The organism is Bacillus cereus group sp. BfR-BA-01441, from assembly GCF_022663075.1.
GTDB classification, from domain to species: Bacteria; Bacillota; Bacilli; order Bacillales; family Bacillaceae_G; genus Bacillus_A; species Bacillus_A cereus.
Map to the genome: position 1 here is coordinate 1 of NZ_JAKUEU010000044.1, position 22238 is coordinate 22238.

A 22238-nucleotide genomic window follows, 5' to 3' on the forward strand; every position below is an offset into this window, starting at 1 on the left:
ACACCTTGAGGTCCTTCCGGTCCTTCTGGTCCTTCCGGCCCCTGAATTCCTGGCACACCTTGAGAACCCTGAGCGCCTCTAGGTCCAGGAAATCCTCTAGGTCCAGTGGCTCCAGTCGGCCCCGGTGTTCCGATGTTACTTAATAGCGAACTATTTAAGATTCCTTGTAAAATTAAGTTGAATGTTTGCTGTAATAAGGGGTCCGATATATTTGAACAACTTATAAGTGAAGACAAGCTTTGGAATAGAAATTGGAATAATGCTGAGATTTGAGTGAGAGATGCGGTAGGTAAAGAATTAATTAATTGATTTATAGTTCTTATAACTAAATTTCTATTTGGTGTATTTGGTTGTACTGTTATTAATAAATCATTTAATGCCTGTAATGCTGATTGGAGTATTTGTATAGTTGTTGGATTTGGTGTTGTGAAAAAAGAAAGGATGGCTTGATTTAATTGATTTATTATTTGTAATAATTCTTGTTGTTGAGAATTCGAGAAAAAAACAGGTGTACAGCAATTACTTTGATCACAAGCGGATATAGAAATAAAGCAGGGTTGCTGAAATTTATCACACGAATTTTGGGAATTTGATTTTCGATTATATCTCATAAATACCTCCTTTTAAAAATTGAATATTAAGTAATTTTCGGTAAATTATTAGCAACTGAGTTTGTAGGTATATGTTTAATGTGAAATGTTTTTTCCTTCAAAGTATATGCCAATAAAATAGAGGTGTTCATATGGGATATATAACCAATACTTGGTTGTTAGGAGGATGTTGTAATCATAGGAAAGAAAATGAAGGTTACAAAGTTTATAGGCAAGCGATTGTATTTTAAAAAAGCGTTATTGTAATAAAATTTGAAGTTTATTAAAAAGAAGGAATGAAGGAAGATGTAAAAGATTTTGAAAGATCCATAAAAAAGAATTCAGTAAAACTCTGAATTCTTTTACACGTATTTTTATTTGTTAATCCATTTAGAAATAATAGGAATTTGTTGTGCCTATTAAAATATGTACTGTTGGTAATTATAACATGAAAATGGATTGTAATAGAATAATGCATAAAAAAGAACAAGTAATAAATTAAACAAAAGCTTTATTTTATTATAGATAAATAGGTGACTCAGCAATTGTGCTAGCCGAGTCACCTAGTACTATGGAACCAAATAATGTTCTTTTTCTATATGTAGTTATGTGGAGTTCTTAGAGGCTAGCCCAATAGACAGTTAAGGGATAAATAAAATCATTTTAGAGAGTTTTACATTTTATTATGTTAATGCTACAACAGCAAGAGTTAAGCCCAATGTATTTAATGTATTAGAATATGGTCCTACATTAACAGTAAGAGTACTTGTTATACCTAAAGGTGTAGTGAAAATAGCGGGTGCTGATACAGAAGTGAATCCTGCAGTATATCCCAGAGAAGTACCAGAGCCAATGATTGGATTATTATTAAGATACATAGTGATACCTGCCGAATTACCTCCTGGTTGAATGATAACTTGCACTTCATAGATTGCCAAATAGGTTCTTCCACCTTCAAGTAAAACAGTTGTTGGTGGTGTGAATGAGATTGCCGTACCATTAGAATTTACCACGGTATCTAGTGGAATCGCAGAATTTACCGAGACTATTGATGGGGTAGTTTGAACAACATTTAAACTGTTAGCCGTGGGGGATGGACAAGTGCAAGGTTTGTGAATGTTAGAGTTATTATCATTTTGGTAATTCACAAATAATCAAGCTCCTTTGCGTAAGATAATTTTTTATCCTATATAAAACGTAGCTTTTTTGTATCTAAGTTATTTTTAATAAGTTTTTAAAGATAAGTCGAATATTATTGATCAGTCAACTCTTAAAAGTATTTGATACTCTGGGATTTAAAAGTGCATCTGATAAATATATATGAATGTTTTTTTATGACATTACTGTAAGTTAGAAAACATAATAAAATAGTTATTTGAAACTGTTCATGAAAAAGAGCACCATCGAAAGTGCTCTTAGAAAATACATTTTATATTCTGCTTTGAGCTACGATTTTAATATTCTCTGGTGGAATGATATCTTGAATTTTTTCTTTTAAATCTGCTTGGACCATTTCTTCAAGATGTTCAAGTGAAACTTCAAAGTTTATACATTCCGCAGTTGCGATGCTTAATAAAGAATAATTTTCATTCTTTTTAACAACAAGATATTGCGATTGATCTGTTATTACTATACATCCTTGTTAAATGCCTAATTTACGATTGTCTTCAAAAGTCATATATGTATTAACCTACAAATTTTTTATTTTATTAATTTGTAGGTTGATACAGTTCCCCAAACGAAAAGAACCAAGTAAAAAAGTTTTTGTAGTAGACCGGCAGGTAAGGGGAAAATAAAAACAAGTGAGATCAGGATTAATATTACTATTAAGCTTAGTAAACAGAAATACGTCCATTTTCTAGTTTTTTTAAGATTCTTAGCAAAAATAAATAGTCCTGGAAATACAGTAAGCATACCTATCCAAACAAGGATAGAATGTCCAATTAGGTTTACATTTGCAGGAATTAATCCTGAAACTATAGTGGAGACTCCTATTAATAAGTATAAAAAATGTTGCTATTTTATTAATTCTAGTTTTTTCTAGATGTTGTGAAATATATAGTACTCCAATGCAAAATGTTATTCCATTAATAATAAAGAGTAAATTCATCCAAAAATGATTAGGGGAGCATATTTCATAAGGGGCTATTTCGTAGGTGAATTCTCCACAGGTTGTTACACCAAGATCACTCATTGCATGATGCAAATAGTTATAAGATGCTGTAGAAGTGAAAATAAAGAAAGGTTCAATTAAAAAGTATAGGCAAGTTGCAATCCAACTAAATAAGCCAATCCTATTTGATATATACATTAGATGCCTCCTTTGAAAAAGGTATATTTCCGTTGTAGGTGGTTGCATTATCAAAAGTGAAAAATTTCAAGTTGAGAGTCGATAACCATTTTTAATAATATAGGGTTTTCTAGACAAATGTGTTTAGCGGAAAGACGTGTGAAAAATGGATGGGGTATAACTTAACAAAATCGTTATTTAGTAGCAAATGAAAAGAGCACACTAATAAATATGATCTTTGAAAGGTTGACCTCTATTCCTGGAGGGTTTCCATACAATAATATACGCTTGTCCGGTTTAAATGTGAAAACAAATTTAAGTAAAAGAGCACATATATAAATGTGCCCTTTAAATAGGTGTCAGCCCACAAGGCCTAATTTGTAAGCTGAATACATGTGCACTCAAATAGTATATGTATTTTTTCATAAAGATGCTTAAAGAAGAAGTAATATTCTTTAAATATTGATGAGAAGGATATTTAAATTAAAAAATGTAATAAAAATTTCATTTTTTAGAAATAAGGAAATTAAAAAAGAGCAGCTAGTAAAAACTAGCTGCTCAGCCTTCGGGTATGAAGGGAAATCAGAAACTGTATATATATTATTAACGGAATATTGGGTTTTATTCAGGAGTTAGAGGAGAATGAATAAGTTTAGACCGTTCCAACTTGGTTTTGGTCTGCAACATCAGAATCAAATGTGTTTGTTGCACTAACACCGTTAAATGTATTGAGAACAAAAGCAACGTTAGATGAACCTGAACCATTATAAGCTTTTGTATTTTCTTTTGGGGAAACGTTATAAAAATCACCTAAGTTGAAAGAACCGTTACTATTTTGCACAACCATATTTCCGACAATAGATGGCATAGCTTTCACCTTCTTTCCTAGGAAGCATTTAAATTAGTATATGGTGTATGCGTCTAGTAGTTCATCTGAAACTGAGAATTTTGAAATGAAGTTTGATTGAAAACCTAATAAAATAATCCTTTTGAAATTATATAGGTACAATTCACATCTGAGCGGCTTTTTGAATGTAAGAAGGTATTAAATTGATGGGAATGCCTAAAAATGGAAAAAACGTTTCGTAAGAAGGAGTGAGAGGATTGGATAATTTAAAGAAAAAGAAACTAAAAAAAGCAATTGCTCGTCGGACAAAGGTTATACAAAAATATGAGAAAGACAGAATAGATAAAGCTTGGAGGAATCTTTTTAAACAGACAAGTATAATGAAATATATATACTCCAGCTAGAAAACTAGAGGACACCAATTCATTAAAGCAGCAATTCAAGTTGTTTTAATGAATTGGTGTCCTTTTTATTTTGGAAGGGGGGAGATAGGAAAATATGAGGGCACTACAAGACTAATCACGTGAGTGGCAAAAGCAATTGAATCAAACAAGAAAGAAAAAAAGATATAGAGTTCAAGTAGTTGTGAGATAAAGTGAAAATAGAAATTGATAAGTAAAAAGATAAATAATTAAACATACGGATGTATTGAATGAAAATGAAATGAAAATTAAACAGGTATATTTTTAATTTTTAAGTTAAGTATAGAGAAGAAATGAATTATCTAGATATTAAGAAAGGATGGATTTTTATAATGAGCTCAAATGAATCAAATTTCAGTTTTACCAGTAACAAAGATATTGTAAAGTACCTTAATGTAAGAAAAGACCCTGTTGATTTAAGAGACAAAATGTTTCGGAGTTACTTGTTTAGTAATGAGGCGGATTTGCCAACGCAAGTCGATCTTCGTCCTAAAATGTCAGGTATAGTAAACCAATGGAATATAGGTTCTTGTACGGCAAATGCAATTGTTTCAGGGTTACGAGAATATCTATTATTACAATCAGGTCGTCCATTTACTTGCTTATCTCGTTTGTTTTTATATTATCATGAACGAGAAATAGAAGGACATATTCAGGAAGATAGTGGAGCGAATGTTCGTGATGGTATGGGGGTTCTTAAAAATATTGGGGTATGCCCTGAAGAGGATTTTCCTTATACTGAGAATTTTAGAGATAAGCCATCACCAAAGGCCGAATCAGATGCTGCACTTTATAAAATTGGAACCTACCATCGTATTCAAGATTTATCGGGATTAAAGGCTGCACTTGCTCATGGATTAGTTGCTGTACTTGGATTTGCTGTACCAAAATCTTTTATGTCAGAAGAAGTGAAAAAGACTGGTATAGTTCCAGTATCAGGAACAGATGATGTAATTGTTGAAGATGGTCAGCCAGCAGGACATGCTGTTTGTGCTGTTGGATATGATGATGATAAGCAAACGGTTATTATTCGCAACAGCTGGGGAGAAGACTGGGGAGATAAAGGATATTGTTATTTCCCGTATGAATTATTTAAAAATGGAATTGTGCAAGATATGTGGACAGGTCGTTAATTAGAAAAGCGATGGAAGTATGGAAACTACAAAACATGTTATACGTGTTACGGGTAGCATAAAAGAGCGTGAAAAAGATGTAGAAATAAAAGATGTAATGCATTATCATCTATTAATTAATGATATATCAGTTTTACATACAAGTGGTGTAGAGGTATCGTATAAAGGTTATGTACAAGCTATGAAGCAGCATGTGATTTCTTTTGGTAACTATGCATTCCGTCGTTTCTGAAAATGATGCACGCGTAGAAGCCCGTGATTTCTGGAACTGTGGTGACAAGAGTGCAACAGTTTGGGTGGCTGATGTAGAAGTGAAAACAATGGATGATATGCGAGCAGGTACACAGGCTTTTATAGATGAATTATGTCAATTAGGTGCTAAGAAAGTCGGTTTATATGGTGATCATCATATGTATGCACCTTTTGGGTGTGAAATATTTAAACAAAAAAGTGTTAGCAAGTTTGCAAACGAACTTGCTAACACTTATACAAAATAGACATAAATTATCACTGATATGTTTTCCTCAATAATAGCCATAATCAACTAGAACACACTAGTACGAAACGCTCATAAAACTATTTTTAATATACATGAAAATAGTATAAACTCTATATTTCTTTTAATAATTTAGGGTTATATCTTTACTGCGTTAGCTGCTTTTAACCACGCTTCGTAGAATTCTGTAACTGATGCATACCGTTCCGCGCGATCTTTATTTACAGCACCATACGCTACCTCATATAATTCCTTACTTGCTTCCCATTTTAGAAAAGAACGATCTTTTTCGCCGCCTAAAAGTGAGAAAGCCATTGCTCCCATATTAAATACATTTGTTCTTTCATCAATTATTGCGTTTAGTTCAAATTCCTCTGGTGACATAAAACGGGAGGAACCCCATAGCCGGCCCATTCTATTTATGTAAGGTTTTTTACTGTATAAATCTATATCACAAATTTTTGTTTCGTTTGTATTAAAATTATATAAAATACTACCGTCATAAAAATCTATTGCTACATAGTTTTTCTTTTCTACATAACTATGGAAAGAAAAAATGGAATGTAAGGAATGAATTCGTTCTATAGCAGATAAATGCCTAAATTTATAAAATGGTGAGTTTGGATTTTTATATTTTTCAGGAGGTGGGAAACTCCAATGCGAATGAAGACATTCACCATCAAACCAATCGAAAATTAATACATATCCAGATTGGACTGGAAAATGATTAATTAGTCTTATGAGCGATTCATGCTTTAAATCTTCATAGATAGTAACTGAATTTTTTAGCCTTTTAATAGCATCACCCGTTGTTCCTTCATATGCAATTGTTTGTGCTCCTGCGTATTTGATAAATTTCTTATGCCCATCTTTTTCTACACCAAAACTTATATTCCCTGAATCTTGCTGGTCAAAAACTGCAAATACGGTCCCTAATTTAATAAGCCAATCAAAATTATGATATTCTTTTAATTGGAATGTTACGTTATTTAACTGAATTTCGACTGAATTATCTTTCATAGATTACCTCACATTTAATATAATTAAGTTGTACATTCCACTATTCGACATATTTTATGGAAATCCTATGCTAATAATATAAAATTTTATAAATATAATGATAAATACTTATAAAGAGGTGAATACAATGGATCAACAAATTGTTATTAAAGCATATCAAAAAGACTGGGGTGAAGAGTATATAAAAGAAAAAGAGAAATTTTGTTCCTTGTTAGGACAAGAAATAATTGCTGTTGAACATATAGGGAGCACAGCAGTAGAAGGATTAGGAGCTAAACCTCTTATTGATATGATGATTGGCGTAACAGACTTGCAAATTACTGAAAACTGGATTGAAATTCTATCGGAAATTGGATATGAGTTTGTTCCAAAAGAAGCTACGAATTGGCGTTTTTTTAGAAAGGGAAAATGGAGAGCGGGTACTCATCATTTGCATGTTTATATTTATAATAGTGACGAATGGAGAAACAATATTTTATTTCGTGACTTTCTAATAAGCCATGAATGGGCACGTAAAGAATATAGAGAATTAAAAGAAATGCTTGCTATTACATATGCTTTTGATCGTGTCTCATATACAAAGGCGAAAGCGCCGTTTATTCAAAATATAATAAAGTTAGCTAAAAAAAATCAATAGTAATTGATATTCTCATTTTATTTTAATCTTTTTCTCATGTTCTTTTCTTTTTTATTTGATAGACTGCTTGTTACAAAGCCTTTATTAGTAAGGGGATTAAATAAAATGGAGAAGATATTAAGAAATAAATATTTGCATGTGTGTGTTAAAATTATAGGCATTACTATTATTATTTGTAGTGTAGAATTGCTATTTATTAATGTTATGTACGGCAATGCACTGAATGTAAAAGGATTAAATAAAAAATTAGGCTCTTTTGGTGAATATGGGGCGATTATCGCTGCTTCACTATGGTTTTTACGGCATATATGGTTGTTTTTAAAGAATAAAAATATACAAGGATTTAAAAAAGTTAAAGAAATATATCTATTCGCCAAAAAGTTTCATGTATTAATTGGTTACGCTGTAATAGCTGTTACGATTACTCACGGTTTTTATTTTTTAATAAAAGGGAGTCGTCATATTTTACTCATATACAGTGGTATATTTTCTCTATTAGCTATAATTGTACTAGGGATTGTTGGGTTTTATTTACAGCGAATAAATAATAAAGAAAAATTTGTGATGTATAAAAAAGTGCATCAAATCATTGTAATTATTTTTGGAATAGGATTATTTATTCATTTAATCGTCTAGGAGGAACTACTGTTGCAACACATTTTAATTATTGAGGATGAGGAAAGTTTAGCAGATTTTCTAGAATTAGAACTAAAATATGAAGGGTATAAAGTAGATATACAACTAGATGGAAGAAAAGGATTAAGCGCAGCACTTGAAAAGAATTACGATCTCATTTTGCTTGATTTAATGCTGCCTGGATTAAATGGACTAGAGGTATGTCGTCGACTAAGAGCGACTAAAAATACACCTATTATTATGCTGACTGCTCGTGATAGTATTATGGACCGTGTGACAGGTTTAGATAGTGGAGCGGATGATTATCTTCCGAAACCATTTGCAATTGAAGAACTGTTAGCACGTATGAGAGTGATATTTAGAAGAGAAGAACATATTGAAAACAAGCAGGTTTCATTTCTTACATTCAAAGATTTGCAGCTTCAGATTGAATCTCGAACTATAACTAAAGGAAATGAAGAAATTGAACTTACAAATAAAGAATTCGAGTTATTGCTTATGTTTATGAAAAATATTAATCGCGTACTTACTCGTGATGTTTTACTGGACCAAGTATGGGGATATGATGCAATTGTTGAGACAAATATCGTTGATGTATATGTTCGTTATTTGCGAAACAAGTTACATAGTGTAGATAAGGAGGAGTATATCCAAACAGTCCGTGGTGCGGGATATATAATGAAATGATAAAAAATATTATGTTTCGAATTCGAAATCTACCTATAAAGTGGAAACTAACACTTTGGTCCACTACACTAGTATTTATTTTGTTCATCTTATATAGTGCTTTGCAGTTTATTGTAATCAATAAGTGGACTATAGATTATGAACAGAAACAAATAAATAGGCAAGTGACGGAAATAGCGGCATATTTCCAAGATAAAAATGATACCCTTTCGAGTAAAACATTTGAAAACAGTAAAGATTTTCTAAACAATATGATTGATAAGCATCAAATGATTCGTATTATTGACATGGATGGGGGGCCGATTATTACTGTTTCACGAGATTTTAATGAAACGTGGATAAAGCCGAAACAGGTTATAAAAGATGAGTCATTTATAAAAAGGCATTTAGAAGATCGAATATTAGTTAAGCGCATACCAATTAAAACGAAAGAGTTTACTGGCACTATTGAACTTACGAAAAACCTAGAGACATTTGATTATTTATTAAAAGTTATTTTAGTGGTAATGCTTATTGCTGGAATATTTGGATTGATATTTAGTTTTTTAGGTGGGATTCTTATAACGAAGAAACTATTATCAAGTGTTCAAAATATAACAGATACGATGAAACGTATTAAAAAGAATGGACTAAATGAACGGGTTCCAGTACGAGAAAATAATGATGAGCTTGCAAAATTATCATTTCTCTTTAACGAGATGATGGATGAAGTAGAAACTTCTTTTGCACAACAGAAACAGTTTGTCGAAGACGCATCTCATGAACTAAGAACACCGTTAACAATTATTCATGGTCACTTAGCGATGTTAAACCGATGGGGGAAAAATGATCCAGCAGTATTAGATAAATCTCTTCAATCTAGTTTAAAGGAAGTAGATCGTTTAAATAAATTAGTTTCAGAATTGCTTGAACTATCAAGAGCTGAATCTGAACAAATGTATCCAATAGCAGCTGAGCCAGTCCATGTAAATAGCGTATTAAAACATGTTACACAAAACTTTATAGTAATTCAAAGTGATTTTCAATTTGATATGAGATTCGGGGATGACGAGGCTTATGTTTCAATGCCATCATCTTACTTAGAACAAATTATTATTATCATAATGGATAATGCAGTTAAGTATACAAAAGAGGTTAATAAATATATTTGCATAGAATCCAGTTTACAATCAGGGAAAGTTACAATTCGTGTAATAGATCATGGAACGGGAATACCTGAAACCGATTTACCATTTGTTCTTAATCGGTTTTACCGAGTTGACAAAGCGAGAAGTCGAAAACAAGGTGGAAACGGACTAGGTTTGTCTATTGCAAAACGACTTGTAGAAAAATATAAAGGAGCTATTAAAATAGAGAGTAAAGAAAATGAAGAAACAATCGTTACGATTACATTACCATGTATAATAAAATAAGCCTTCAAAGAAGGGGTGCGTTTTGCATTCCTTCTTTTTTTACGATCAAATCATTTTGTTTATTTCGAAATTTCTAGTACATTAAAATTATTAAGGGGGAATAATAATGAAAGCTATCGTACATCAATATAAAACTGGGTTTGACGGTGTAGAATATAAAATATCACCTGAGAGAGCACTTAATGATGGGGAAGTTAAAGTGAAATTAAAATCAGCAGGCTTAAATCATCGGGATTTATTTATTATGAATAATAGAAAAGAAATGCAATTACCTTTAATCTTAGGATCAGATGGTGCAGGTATTGTTACGGAAATTGGAAACGGTGTTTCTGATAACATATTACATACAGAAGTTATTATTAATCCTAGTATTGGATGGGAACATGCTACTGAAGTACCGGAGTTACCGGAAGTGCTAGGTGGGCCGAAAGATGGAACGTTTGCTGAATATGTAATTGTACCAGTTGAAAATGTTGTAGAAAAGCCGTCATATCTTACTTGGGAAGAATCAGGTGTTTTATCTTTATCCGCATTAACTGCATATAGAGCGCTTTTTACTAAAGGTAGATTGAAGCGCGGCGAACACGTTTTAATTCCGGGAATAGGCAGTGGTGTTGCTACATTTGCCATGTTATTCGCGAAAGCAATTGGCGCAAAAGTGAGTGTTACTTCAAGGGTAGAGAATAAAATGGAACTTGCTGTAAAATATGGTGCAGATATTTCTTTTCATAGTGCCGGAAATTGGGAAGAGAGCTTACAAGGTGAAAAAGTAGATTTAATAATAGATAGTATAGGTCCAGCAACTTTTTTGAAATATTTTGATGTATTAAAACCAAACGGAAGAATCGTGAATTTTGGTGCAAGCTCAGGAGATAAAATTGAATTACCATTACGCGCGCTATTTTACAATCAAATTGATATTATGGGAACATCCATGGGTAGCCGTGAGGAATTTAATGAGATGATAAAATTTATAGAAAAACATCAAATTAAACCAATTATTGATAAAGTTTACTCGTTAGAAGAAGCAATTCGAGCCCTAAGCCGTATGGAACATGGAGAACAATTCGGAAATATTGTACTTCAAATGAATTAAAAAATATGATTTTGCAATTAGTATATTTAAATGAACATGTTATGTATTCCAAACATGAAAAAAATACGAACCGCCTTATTATAAAGGTTTACCGGCTTTATACATAAATAGCGTATAAAATTTGTTTTATAATTGTCAAATGAGTAATAGTAAAATGAGAATTAGATGAAAAAAGTTTAAGCCCATTTTCATAATGGTATTGTATACTGTGTAAATCAAGAACACTTGTAAGTAGGGAGAGAGTATTATGAATTACACAGTATTTCAGTGGTTTAATAATTTTGCTGATTCATCCAAACTATTAGATACAATAATGGTTGCAATTACAAATAGCGCTGCATACGTAGCCATTTTATTTATGCTTATCTTATGGTTTAATAATGGAAAGAAAGAGAATGCAATTAGAAAACAATATACAGTTTTATATACGACGCTTTCGGTTATTATTGCATTAGTAGTAAATGTTCTTATACACGCCGTATATTACCATCCGCGTCCGTTCGTATCACATGATGTACACCAATTAGTACCACATGCAGCAGATTCATCATTCGTTAGTGATCATTCTGTACTTGTATTTTCAATTGCCTTCGTATTTATTCTTAGAGGAGAAAAACTGAAATATATCGCGCTCTTATGGGCAGTGTTAGTCGGTATATCACGTATGTATGTAGGTGTTCATTATCCTTTAGATATACTTGGTGCAGCTTTCATAACACTTGTTACGAGCGGTTTAGTAATGCAAAGTACACGTATGTTTGAACCAATAGCGAAATTCGTATTCAAAATGTATGCATTAGTAGCGAGACGAATTCCTTTCTTAGCAAAATATAACCATATCGCATAATTTTCTTATAAAAAGTTCCCCTTTGGAAATCCAGAGGGGAACTTTTTATAGTAAATAAGAAAAGAGTTTAGAGTGCTATGCAATCAAGTTTTGGTGAAGTTAATATTCGGAAATTTCACGCACCGTATTTTAATGAAATAAAACAAAAACAAAAAATAACAATAGTTAGTTTCGTATTGTTTTAAAGGAATTAAAAAGAAAACTTCGAAACATATAGTATCGTAAACAAAAACTACAACTTATAAAACGCATCTTCGTACGAATCCATTCCAAAAGAGAGGAGATAAGTATGCAAAAACTTCAAACGAATAAAGGCGCTCGATATATGATGATTGCTTTTATTGTTTTGTTTCTTATTATGATTTTGCGTATAGTCTATATTCAGGCAGTAGGAGTCGTGCATAATGTAAATGTAAAGGACCTCGCGGATGAACAACATAATAAAAAAGGTGTTTTAGAAGCGAATCGTGGCACTATCTATGACCAAACGGGAAAGGTGTTAGTACAAGATTCTACAACATATCGAGTTGTTGTGAATTTAAAAGGAAAAGATAAAGTGAAAAATAAAGATGAAACCGCACAACAATTAGCCGATGTGCTTGAAATTGATAAAGAAGAAGTATTAAAAAACTTTCATGAAGGGCGTACGCAAGTTGAAATTGGGAAAATTGGTCGGAACTTATCTAGGGAAAAGAAGGAAAAAATTAATGATTTAAAAATACCAGGTGTATCTTTTATGTCGGAAAAAGCAAGAGTGTATCCAAATGAAGACTTTGCATCCTATATACTTGGTTTTGCTAGACCAGATGATAAAGGGAATACGGAAGGGAAGTTTGGGCTTGAAAAGAGTTTGGATAAATATTTGCGCTCTACAAACGGGAATATAGAATATGTGGGTACACGAAGGGGAATTCCGCTTACAAATGATATAGGTAAAGTAGAACCAGCTAAAAATGGGAATAACGTATATTTAACGCTTGATAAACAAATTAATAGTTTTTTAGAAGAAGCGATGAACAAAGCGCAAGAACATTATGATCCTTCTATGTTAATTGGCATTATTGCTGATCCACAAACAGGAAAGGTTTTAGCAATGTCTAGTAAACCTAGTTACAATCCTAATGTAGGTGATATCGAATACTTTTTAAATGACCCGATTGCAAATGCATATGAACCAGGTTCAACAATGAAAGTTTTTACGTTAGCAGCTGCCATTAATGAAGGTGTATATAACGGAAAAGAATATTTTCAATCTGGAAAATATTCCGTTGGTTCCTCTGATATAAAAGACCATAATGGTGGATTTGGATGGGGATCAATTACATTTGATGAAGGTTTTGAAAGGTCATCAAACGTAGCTTTTTCTATTTTAGAAGATCAGTTACTGAAACCATATAAATTTAAGCAATATATGAATAAATTTGGATTCAATCAAAAAACAGGGATAGATTTACCTGGAGAAAGTAAAAATACTTTATTATTAAATACACAAATTCAACAGGTTACAACTTCTTTTGGTCAAGGTTCTACAGTAACTCCAATTCAATTAATCCAAGCGGCTACTGCTATAGCAAATGACGGGAAAATGATGCAACCATATATCGTTGATAAAGTTGTAAATCCAACAAACAAGGAAGTTATTATGGAAAATCAACCGAAAGAAATTGGGAATCCGATAAAAAAAGAAACAGCGGACAAAGTTAGAAGCTTAATGGAGCGTGTTATAACATCTTCAAAAGGAACTGGTACAATGTATAAAGTGGATGGTTATCCAATTGGAGGTAAGACAGGAACAGCACAAATACCGAATCCTGAAAACGGCCGATATATGGAAGGGAAAGAGAATTACATTTTCTCCTTTTTAGGAATGGCTCCAATTGATGATCCGGAGTTAATCGTATACTTAGCTATTAAGCAGCCAAAGTTAAAAGGAGATGAGTATGGAGCTCAGCCTCTTGCTGAAATATTTAAACCTGTTATAAAAAACAGCCTTGAATATTTAAAGGTGAAACCGTATACAGAAAAACAAATAGCTGATGCAGCGAAACCATCTCAATTAAAAGTACAAAATTATGTAAATCAATCGATGGATACAATAGAGAAAAGTGTAGAAAAAGAGAAGCTACAGCCGGTAATTTTAGGAGAAGGAAAAATAATAAAACAATATCCACAGTCTGGCGAGGTAATGAGTGAAGGTGATCGTATATTTTTATTAGGGAATAACGCACAAATGCCAAATGTAAAAGGGTGGTCCATGCGTGATGTTATGTATTTCTCTAAACTTTTGAAATTAGATTTGAAAACTTCTGGTACGGGTTATGTAACGAGTCAAAGTATTGAAAAAGGACAAGATTTACAAGAAGGAGATATACTAGAACTAGAATTAGAACCGCCGTTACAACCGTTAACAGAGGCGAATACGAATTAATTCAAACTTGTTGAAGAACCTACATCCAATAGGTTCTTTTTTAAAAATTTATGAGTAATTTCACGCACCGTATTTTTCAGAAAAAATAATAAATAAAATACTTAACAGTTACTAAAACAAAAAAACTTACATATATTGAAATTAGAACGATTGTTCAATTTTTGTATTAAACGATGGAAGGAGTCTACATTGAATAAAAGACGATATGATAGTGATTTAGCCAAAGAAATAATAGCAGAAAAAGCGATAGAGTTATTTTCCTTAAAAGGGTATACAAGAACCTCCATTGATAACATTGCTAAAGCCTCTGGTTATAGTAAAGGACATATATATTATCATTATAAAAATAAAGAAGAATTATTTGTTTATTTAGCTAAAGACAGTATGAAAAACTGGCATGATAAATGGGAAATAGCAGAAAAACAGTATACAAACGCAACTGAAAAATTATATGGAATGGCTAAATTTGTACTTTATAATTACAAAACGCCGTTATTAAGAGCGGGGCAAGAACTTGCCTCTGATCCGAGCACGAATCCTTCTACAGTTCAACAACTTTATGGTTTAGCTGTTGTCCCTTTAAAGGCATATCAACAAATTTTAGATGAAGGTATAAAAAGTGGTGAGTTTTATATGAAAAATGTTGAGGGTTCATGCCTTTTATTAGGTTCATGGCTAGGTGGATTATGTCAATTCATTCATTCAATTGAAATGGAGAAATTAGAAGTTTTATTTGAAGAAGCTATTAAAATTTTTTTACTCTCTATTTCAAACAAATTTATGTAGCGTGACACGCGAATTAGAACGATTGTTCAAATCCTTACACTCGTCCGTTTTCATTATATGTATAAACAACAGGAGGTTATTTATATGGATGAGCAAAAAATCGCAATTATAACTGGCGGCGCTTCTGGTATTGGTAAAGCTTTAGCCATTCAATTAGCAAATAAAGATATATTTGTAATTATCGCTGATATTAATGAAACTTGTGGCCAAGACCTTGTGAATAATATAAAAAATAATAATCAACTAGCTAGGTTCGAATATTTAGATGTTACTAACGCTGGATCCGTAGAAGAACTTATTATAAAAATAGTTAATGAGTTTGGTAGAATTGATTATATGTTTAATAATGCAGGAATTGCTATGTATGGAGAAGTATTCGATATGTCTTTGGATGATTGGAAACATATTATTGAAATAAATTTATTAGGAGTAATTTACGGAACACAATTGGCTTACCAATTCATGAAAAAACAAGGATTTGGTCATATCATTAATACTGCTTCTGCAACTGGTTTAGGACCAGCTCCCCTTTGTACCGCGTATGCAACAACCAAACATGCTATCGTAGGTTTAACAACTTCATTACATTATGAGGCGGAAGAATACGGTGTAAATGTAAGTGTGCTTTGTCCAACTTTTGTAGATACACCCATATTTGAAAAATCAATTGCAATTAATATGAATAAGAATCAAATTATAAAACAACTAAAAACAAATAAGCCAATTTCAGCTGACAAATTCGCTGAAATTGCACTGAAAGCTATTCATAAAAATAAATTAGTAATTTGTCCAATGCCATTAAAAAAAACGATGGACGTATTCTTCGCTTTATTTCCTTATCTTCATAAAAAGCTAATGCGTTTCGTATGTCAAATTGGTCGTAAAGCAAAAATGACGAAAATATAAATATCTGATTATTTTTTATTTACAGTTAAATGTATATGTGATAATATGGAAAAAATCAAATGCAGTGAAGAGAAGAGTAAATAAAATGAATTTTTCACAGAGAGCTCCATTTAGCTGAAAAGGAGTAAAAATTCTTTATTGAACCAAGCCTCTGAGCAGCTCATCGGAACCTATTATTAGGGGATGGTGTGACGGGAGCTCCCGTTATAGAGCTATGGTATAAGCATGAATTAGAATGCAGTACCTGATAAGGTTAGTATGGTGACATATTAACAAACTAGGGTGGCACCGCGATGATAAATCTCGTCCCTAAGATTAAAAGTCTTGGGGGTGGGATTTTTTTATTGTTGTAAAACAATTTTGAAAGCGGGGGCCAAAAATGAAAAATTTACTTAAAGATTGGAAATATCCTTTATTACTATTGTCCGGAGTTGGTATTGCGAATTTAGGGGCATGGATTTACTTAATAGCACTGAATGTACTTGTCTATAATATGGGTGGCTCAGCCTTAGCTGTTGCTACTTTATATGTAATAAAACCATTAGCCACTTTATTTACAAACGCTTGGTCTGGGAGTATGATTGATCGTTTAAATAAACGGAAATTAATGATTCACCTCGATATATATCGTGCGTTATTTATCGCTATTTTACCTTTACTTCCGTCACTTTGGATTGTTTATGTATTCGTATTCTTTATAAGTATGGCCAGTGCAATTTATGAGCCAACTGCTATGACATATATGACGAAATTAATTCCAGTAGAGCAAAGACAACGTTTCAACTCATTACGCAGTTTAATAGGATCTGGTGCATTTTTAATTGGTCCAGCGATAGCGGGGGTTTTATTAATTGCGAGTACACCAGAGTTTGCTATATATATGAATGCTATAGCATTTTTCTTATCAGGATTCATTACATTACTTTTACCGAATCTTGATAAGAAAGAAGATTCGGATACAACTAGTAATACATTATCACTTACAGTATTAAAAAAAGATTGGAACACTGTTATAAATTTTAGTAGAAAACATGTGTATGTCGTATGTGTGTATTTCTTATTTCAAAGTATGTTCGTATTAGCAACTGCTACTGATTCACTTGAACTATCGTTTGCGAAAGAGGTATTACTACTAACAGATAGTGAATACGGTTTTCTAGTTAGTATAGCTGGTGCAGGATTTATTTTAGGTGCCGTAACAAATACAATTTTGTCAAAAAAATTAGCACCTTCATTTCTAATTGGAATAGGATCATTATTCATCGCAATTGGTTATTTAATTTATGCTTTTTCAAATGTATTTTTAATAGCTGCTATTGGATTCTTTATTTTATCTTTCTCTATGGCATATGCAAATACAGGATTTTATACATTTTACCAAAATAATGTTCCCGTTCATATAATGGGACGGATCGGGAGCATATATGGACTTGTTATTGCGTTAGTAACAATCTTTATTACAATACTATCTGGTGTTGCGACTCAGTTCATTTCTATACAACTTGTAGTTATTGTAGGGTCAGTAATAATGTTATTTATTACTATCGTCTTGTGTGTGTTTACTTTATTCCCATCACAATCTAAGTTGTATTCTACTGAGTCAATAAAGTGAAATTTTAATCAGGGGAGCATCCCCCACTGATTATCAGCCCTCACCAATCGGGCTTTTACGGGCAGCAGGGTCCCCACTTAACTTCTTTGCTTTCGCTGAATTTTGAGATGGGGGTCCTACTGCCCACAAATAGCGGAATACATTCGAAATGAACTTTGTGTTCTCATTAACAATTTATCGTATTTAATAAAAGGGTTCTTTCTCTTTTATATGGAAAAATTAATAAGGGTAAAGAACAATACCGAAAGACAAGGGTGGTTGTCGTGATAAAAACAAAAGATGAAATTAATAGAATTGTAAAAGAAATACAAAAGAAAATAGATTTCTCTGGAGTAGTTTTAGTAAAAAAAGAAAAAGACTTAATCTATGAAAAAGCAATGGGTTACGCAAACAAAAGTGAATGTATAAACAATACGATACAAACAAGATTCGGCATTGCCTCAGGATGTAAAATTTTCACTGCAATTGGAATCTGTCAACTTGTTGAAAAAGGTGTTATTTCTTTTCATACAAAATTAAAGGATTGTCTAGAGATAAAACTTCCAAACTTCGATGAAGATATTACAATACATCAACTACTAACGCATAGCTCTGGTATACCAGATTATTTTGATGAAAGTATTATAGATAACTTCGAGGATCTTTGGAAACAAACACCTATGTATCTATTAAAGAGCTTAAAAGACTTTTTACCATTATTCCAAAACAGTAATATGATGTTTGCACCTGGGAGTAAGTTTCACTACAACAACGCAGGTTTTATCATACTTGGATTAATAATAGAAGAACAGACGGGACTTAAATTTACGGAGTATATAGAAAAGAACATTTTTAATTCGATTAGCATGAATGATTCTGGCTATTTTTCGTTAGATAAATTACCAAGACGTACAGCTCTAGGATATATAAAGGACGAAACCAACCAAAATTGGAGAACAAACGCTTACTCTATACCAATAAAAGGAGGGGCTGATGGAGGTGCATATGTTACTGCACCAGACATGTTGAAATTTTGGGCGGCACTATTTAATAATGAAATTTTAGGAAAGGAATATACAAAGTTACTTTTAACTCCCCACATTCATGTAAATGATAAACAGTCTTACGGATATGGAATATGGATTGAAACACGAGAAAATAAGGTATTCAAATATCATGTAATGGGATATGATCCAGGCGTCAGTTTTCGCTCGGCCATATATCCAGAATTAGGAATCACTTTAGTTATTCCATCGAATAAAGAGGCAGGACCTGAAAAATTAATGACAGAAATAGAAAGAGCTTTTTAATTATATGGATATAAAAGAAGAGATACGAAAATAATTTAAACGGGTTTATGATTGTTTCTGTTCTGAAAAATATTTTAGTTAACGAGGAACCCTTTATTTATTAAATAAGGGGTTTTTGTAATTCTGCACAATTACATATATTTATACGGATTTTTAAATTAAAAAATATTACTATATAATTGTAAATTTAAATTATTAATTCATATGAAAGGATGTGTTAACAATTTGTATATGATCAACGGTAGTTTGTTTATTATTTTAGGGGTTATTTGTTATTTAATTGTACGTGGAATATTAATTGGTACCAAAAATAAAAAACATGTGATTTGGTGGAAAGAAATAGTAAGTTTTTTATTCGTGGTTTACATTTGTATGGTTGTTGCAGTAACTTTATTCCCTTTACCAATCGGTTTTCCTTCTAATATTGAAAATCTGAATCGCTCGGTCAATATAATACCATTTGCATCAATTATTAAAGACATCAATCAAATTGGTAGTGCTTATGATGGAGATGCCCTATTTATGATTGGGCTAATTGTAAGAAATGTAGGCGGGAATATTTTATTATTAATGCCTTTAGGATTTTTAGCACCTATCCTATGGGATAAATATAAGAAATTCAAAAATACAATTTTATTAGGATTTTCTATATCAGCTAGTATTGAATTGCTACAATTAATTCAGTCTTTATTTAGTGGAGTGGGACGTATTACTGATATTGATGATGTGATTTGTAATGTTATAGGTTCTATTATTGGATATTCTATTTATAATATCTTTTTAAAAGCCATTAATAAATTTAACATTCGAGTGTTGGGTAAAACTAATTCTAAAGGTGTGGAATTAGTTGATAAATAGGAGTTTAAACGAGTTATTAAAGGCGTACGAGTAAAAAGTACGTCTTTTTATTTTTATAAATAATGCTTAAGGCTGATGAGAAATCACATTTTCCATCTTACACTTGAAAGTAGCTATCGTATTTCAAGTATGGAATGAAAAGAGGAGAATATAATTTTTAAAGATAAACAAGTTTATAGGAGGATTCTAAATGGATATTTTACTTGTTGTTCTTATTATTGTTTTGATGCAAAGTAAAGAACGAAAAGTGAAAATAAACCGTATTTGGCTCATTCCGGCTTTGTTGTGCTTTGTAACAATCCAGTCCATTATTCATATGGGACAAATAACTTTGCTGCAAGGACTACTGTTTGTTGTAATGCTTGGAATCGGCTTAGGTCTTGGAATTATACGAGGAAGAGCTTTAACATTTCGAGTAGATAGTGAAACAGGTCATGTACTACGAAAAGGAAATTGGGTAAGTACAATAATCCTTCTTATTATTTTAGGAGCAAAAATTATAATTAAACAAAGTATGTTTTCTGGTAGTACACACCAGACATTAATGGTTGTAACAAACGCCTTTTTATGTATTACATTAGGCACCGTGATTAGTAGACGTTATTATATTTGGAAAAAATATAATGAATTAACACAAAAAGCGTAAATACATTCATCCCTTGTTTAACATTGCTAAGAACGGTAATACTAATTAACATTGAACTTTTACAACAAGGGATGATAATATGATATACATTTACACAGATTTTGGTGGAACACATACTACCTCACTAGCTGCAGCGTATCATTTAAATAAACTACCAACGGATCGTAAGTTAACGAAAGAAGAAATTTTGAATGTAGATTACTTTAATAAATTGAAAACAGAAGATATGGGAAAAATTATTTTTCATGGAATCGATGAACATGGTCATCCTGTATATACGATTGGATGCGGCGCATCAAAAGTTGTTGTACCTGCGATGAAGCATTTAGGAGAAATCTTGCAAAAACATTATCAAAGCCATGAAAAGATTATATTTTCTAATACATCACCAACAGTGCCTTTACCGATGACTTTCGGTGGGCTGTTTTCTAGAAGGTTCCATATTGATTTTATTGGCGTACCGTTACTCGTATGGGGAGCAAAAATTTGCTGTGATAATATACAAAGGCTTGTTAGTTATACAAAAGAAGCTGGACGATTAACGAATGATTATGTAGTAATTTTAGATAATGAAACTTTTAAATAGTATATGATAAGAAGAAAATCGAGCAAATTCCTTGATTTTCTTTTTTATTTGTGAAATAGACAAGAAATAGTCACATTTAATATGCATCTACTATAGCCAAAACAATAAAGTCCTGTTACTATTACAGGGATATTCTCTTTTCATAACATAAATATATAGAAAAATTAGAAAAGAGGAATTGAATTAAGGGAGGAACAACATGAATCGTGTTGCTTGGATTACTGATAGTACAACTGCGAGTTTTAAAACAGAAGGAGATAACTTTGTTATCCCAATTGAAGTTATTATTGATGGTGTGTCGTACAAAGATTGTGAAGAAGGTGTGCGTGAGCGCGTTTATAATGCTTTGAACGAAGGTAAAACTGTCACTACATCACAGCCTAACATAGGGGAAATGGTAGAGTTATTTTCGAAATGCAAAGAAGAATATGAAGAAGGATTTGCAGTTGCTATTAGCGGAAAAGTAAGTGGAACCTATCAAAATATGAAGTTAGCTGCAGAAATGGCAGGTTTTCCATTAACGGTATTAGACAGTGAAACAACAAGTTATCCAATGGATGAACTAATTAGAAAAGCGAAATCGTTATACAATGATGGTATGACTTTACAAGATATACACAAAACATTAGTAGAGGAAAAAAGAAGACCTTTCCACGTATTCCCAAAAAGTTTAAAAGGCCTTTATGCAAGTGGGCGTGTAAAGGGAGTTCAATTTTTACTTGGAAGTTTATTAAGTGTCAACTTAATATTAGAAGTAAAAGGTGGAGAGCTTTTACTTGAAAAGAAAGTTCGTAAAATCCAAAAATGTCGAGAATATATTAAAAATGAACTTGAAAAAGAATTACCAAAAGTACTTCACATGTTCCATGCTAACGATAAAGCTGGAGCTGAAGAATGGATTGCAGATATTAGACAAGCATTCCCTGAAATGGATTTCAAATTATATCCATTACCAATTTCATTTGCGGTTCATGCAGGTGAAGGTACAATTGCAATTAGTTATTAAAGTAAAAC

The 22238-nt window shown here is 32.0% G+C and carries 22 protein-coding genes, 2 pseudogenes and 1 other annotated feature; of the genes and pseudogenes, 18 read left to right on the top strand and 6 right to left on the bottom strand.

The annotated features are described in order from the left end of the window. The 5 genes and pseudogenes from MR107_RS18165 to MR107_RS18185 form a co-directional block, all read right to left on the bottom strand. Positions 1-611, bottom strand: a 611-nt coding sequence (locus tag MR107_RS18165; RefSeq protein WP_242292578.1) for a collagen-like repeat preface domain-containing protein, incomplete at its 3' end; no start/stop codon positions are given. A 662-nt stretch (positions 612-1273) separates the two neighbouring features. Next, positions 1274-1738 (bottom strand): hypothetical protein, encoded by a 465-nt coding sequence (locus MR107_RS18170; RefSeq protein WP_001109248.1) that lies wholly within the window; start codon positions 1736-1738, stop codon positions 1274-1276. A 281-nt stretch (positions 1739-2019) separates the two neighbouring features. Continuing rightward, positions 2020-2223 (bottom strand): hypothetical protein, encoded by a 204-nt coding sequence (locus tag MR107_RS18175; protein WP_226368797.1) that lies wholly within the window; start codon positions 2221-2223, stop codon positions 2020-2022. A gap of 68 nt (positions 2224-2291) precedes the next feature. Then, positions 2292-2901 (bottom strand): annotated as a pseudogene (locus MR107_RS18180) (DUF998 domain-containing protein). A gap of 631 nt (positions 2902-3532) precedes the next feature. Then, positions 3533-3748, bottom strand: a complete 216-nt coding sequence (locus MR107_RS18185; protein WP_001139345.1) for a spore germination protein — start codon at positions 3746-3748, stop codon at positions 3533-3535. A 236-nt stretch (positions 3749-3984) separates the two neighbouring features. Between MR107_RS18185 and MR107_RS18190 the strand changes: the two genes are divergently transcribed. The 3 genes and pseudogenes from MR107_RS18190 to MR107_RS18200 all read left to right on the top strand — a co-directional run. Then, on the top strand, positions 3985-4131 hold the full coding sequence (locus MR107_RS18190; protein ID WP_141241049.1) for a DUF3983 domain-containing protein: 147 nt from the start codon (positions 3985-3987) through the stop codon (positions 4129-4131). 350 nt (positions 4132-4481) lie between these two features. Continuing rightward, a complete protein-coding gene (locus MR107_RS18195) occupies positions 4482-5282 on the top strand; it encodes a C1 family peptidase (RefSeq protein WP_000097509.1) in 801 nt (266 codons plus the stop codon). Between the two features lie 148 nt (positions 5283-5430). After that, a pseudogene (locus MR107_RS18200) lies at positions 5431-5710 on the top strand (glycoside hydrolase family 25 domain-containing protein); the annotation flags it as partial. A gap of 206 nt (positions 5711-5916) precedes the next feature. Here MR107_RS18200 and MR107_RS18205 read toward each other — a convergent pair. After that, positions 5917-6798 (bottom strand): protein kinase family protein, encoded by an 882-nt coding sequence (locus tag MR107_RS18205; RefSeq protein WP_226368732.1) that lies wholly within the window; start codon positions 6796-6798, stop codon positions 5917-5919. A 127-nt stretch (positions 6799-6925) separates the two neighbouring features. Here MR107_RS18205 and MR107_RS18210 point away from each other — a divergent pair, with 127 nt between their 5' ends. The 15 genes from MR107_RS18210 to MR107_RS18280 all read left to right on the top strand — a co-directional run bounded on the left by MR107_RS18210 (position 6926) and on the right by MR107_RS18280 (position 22230). Next, on the top strand, positions 6926-7435 hold the full coding sequence (locus MR107_RS18210) for a GrpB family protein (protein ID WP_139849379.1): 510 nt from the start codon (positions 6926-6928) through the stop codon (positions 7433-7435). A gap of 105 nt (positions 7436-7540) precedes the next feature. Beyond that, positions 7541-8071: a hypothetical protein gene (locus tag MR107_RS18215; protein ID WP_088363814.1), complete on the top strand. Its 531-nt coding sequence runs from the start codon at positions 7541-7543 to the stop codon at positions 8069-8071. 12 nt (positions 8072-8083) lie between these two features. After that, the gene (locus MR107_RS18220; RefSeq protein WP_001163828.1) at positions 8084-8758 is read left to right on the top strand and encodes a response regulator transcription factor; all 675 of its coding nucleotides are present in this window, start codon (positions 8084-8086) and stop codon (positions 8756-8758) included. Continuing rightward, positions 8755-10170, top strand: a complete 1416-nt coding sequence (locus MR107_RS18225) for a HAMP domain-containing sensor histidine kinase (RefSeq protein ID WP_088363816.1) — start codon at positions 8755-8757, stop codon at positions 10168-10170. Before MR107_RS18220 ends, MR107_RS18225 begins: the two co-directional genes overlap by 4 nt. Before the next feature lie 106 nt (positions 10171-10276). Continuing rightward, positions 10277-11266, top strand: coding sequence for a zinc-binding dehydrogenase (locus MR107_RS18230; protein WP_088363817.1), 990 nt, complete (start codon positions 10277-10279; stop codon positions 11264-11266). Positions 11267-11513: 247 nt separating this feature from the next. Then, entirely contained in the window at positions 11514-12113 is a 600-nt protein-coding gene (locus MR107_RS18235) for an undecaprenyl-diphosphatase (RefSeq protein ID WP_001110118.1), read from the top strand. Positions 12114-12402: 289 nt separating this feature from the next. Beyond that, a complete protein-coding gene (locus MR107_RS18240; protein ID WP_226368733.1) occupies positions 12403-14541 on the top strand; it encodes a penicillin-binding protein in 2139 nt (712 codons plus the stop codon). 189 nt (positions 14542-14730) lie between these two features. Beyond that, a complete protein-coding gene (locus tag MR107_RS18245; protein WP_001042674.1) occupies positions 14731-15327 on the top strand; it encodes a TetR/AcrR family transcriptional regulator in 597 nt (198 codons plus the stop codon). Between the two features lie 84 nt (positions 15328-15411). Continuing rightward, a complete protein-coding gene (locus tag MR107_RS18250; protein ID WP_242292579.1) occupies positions 15412-16233 on the top strand; it encodes an SDR family NAD(P)-dependent oxidoreductase in 822 nt (273 codons plus the stop codon). A gap of 55 nt (positions 16234-16288) precedes the next feature. Continuing rightward, positions 16289-16547, top strand: a binding site (T-box leader). Positions 16548-16612: 65 nt separating this feature from the next. Beyond that, the gene (locus MR107_RS18255) at positions 16613-17845 is read left to right on the top strand and encodes an MFS transporter (RefSeq protein ID WP_226368734.1); all 1233 of its coding nucleotides are present in this window, start codon (positions 16613-16615) and stop codon (positions 17843-17845) included. A 263-nt stretch (positions 17846-18108) separates the two neighbouring features. Further along, complete coding sequence (locus tag MR107_RS18260; protein ID WP_000598061.1) at positions 18109-19134, top strand: serine hydrolase domain-containing protein; 1026 nt, start codon at positions 18109-18111, stop codon at positions 19132-19134. 225 nt (positions 19135-19359) lie between these two features. Then, positions 19360-19992, top strand: coding sequence for a VanZ family protein (locus tag MR107_RS18265; protein WP_000281841.1), 633 nt, complete (start codon positions 19360-19362; stop codon positions 19990-19992). A gap of 190 nt (positions 19993-20182) precedes the next feature. Beyond that, positions 20183-20638: a CcdC protein domain-containing protein gene (locus MR107_RS18270; RefSeq protein WP_061660853.1), complete on the top strand. Its 456-nt coding sequence runs from the start codon at positions 20183-20185 to the stop codon at positions 20636-20638. Between the two features lie 79 nt (positions 20639-20717). Continuing rightward, entirely contained in the window at positions 20718-21224 is a 507-nt protein-coding gene (locus MR107_RS18275) for a DUF3189 family protein (RefSeq protein WP_000639421.1), read from the top strand. Positions 21225-21423: 199 nt separating this feature from the next. Continuing rightward, a complete protein-coding gene (locus MR107_RS18280) occupies positions 21424-22230 on the top strand; it encodes a DegV family protein (protein ID WP_001082413.1) in 807 nt (268 codons plus the stop codon). The last annotated feature ends 8 nt before the right edge of the window (positions 22231-22238 follow it).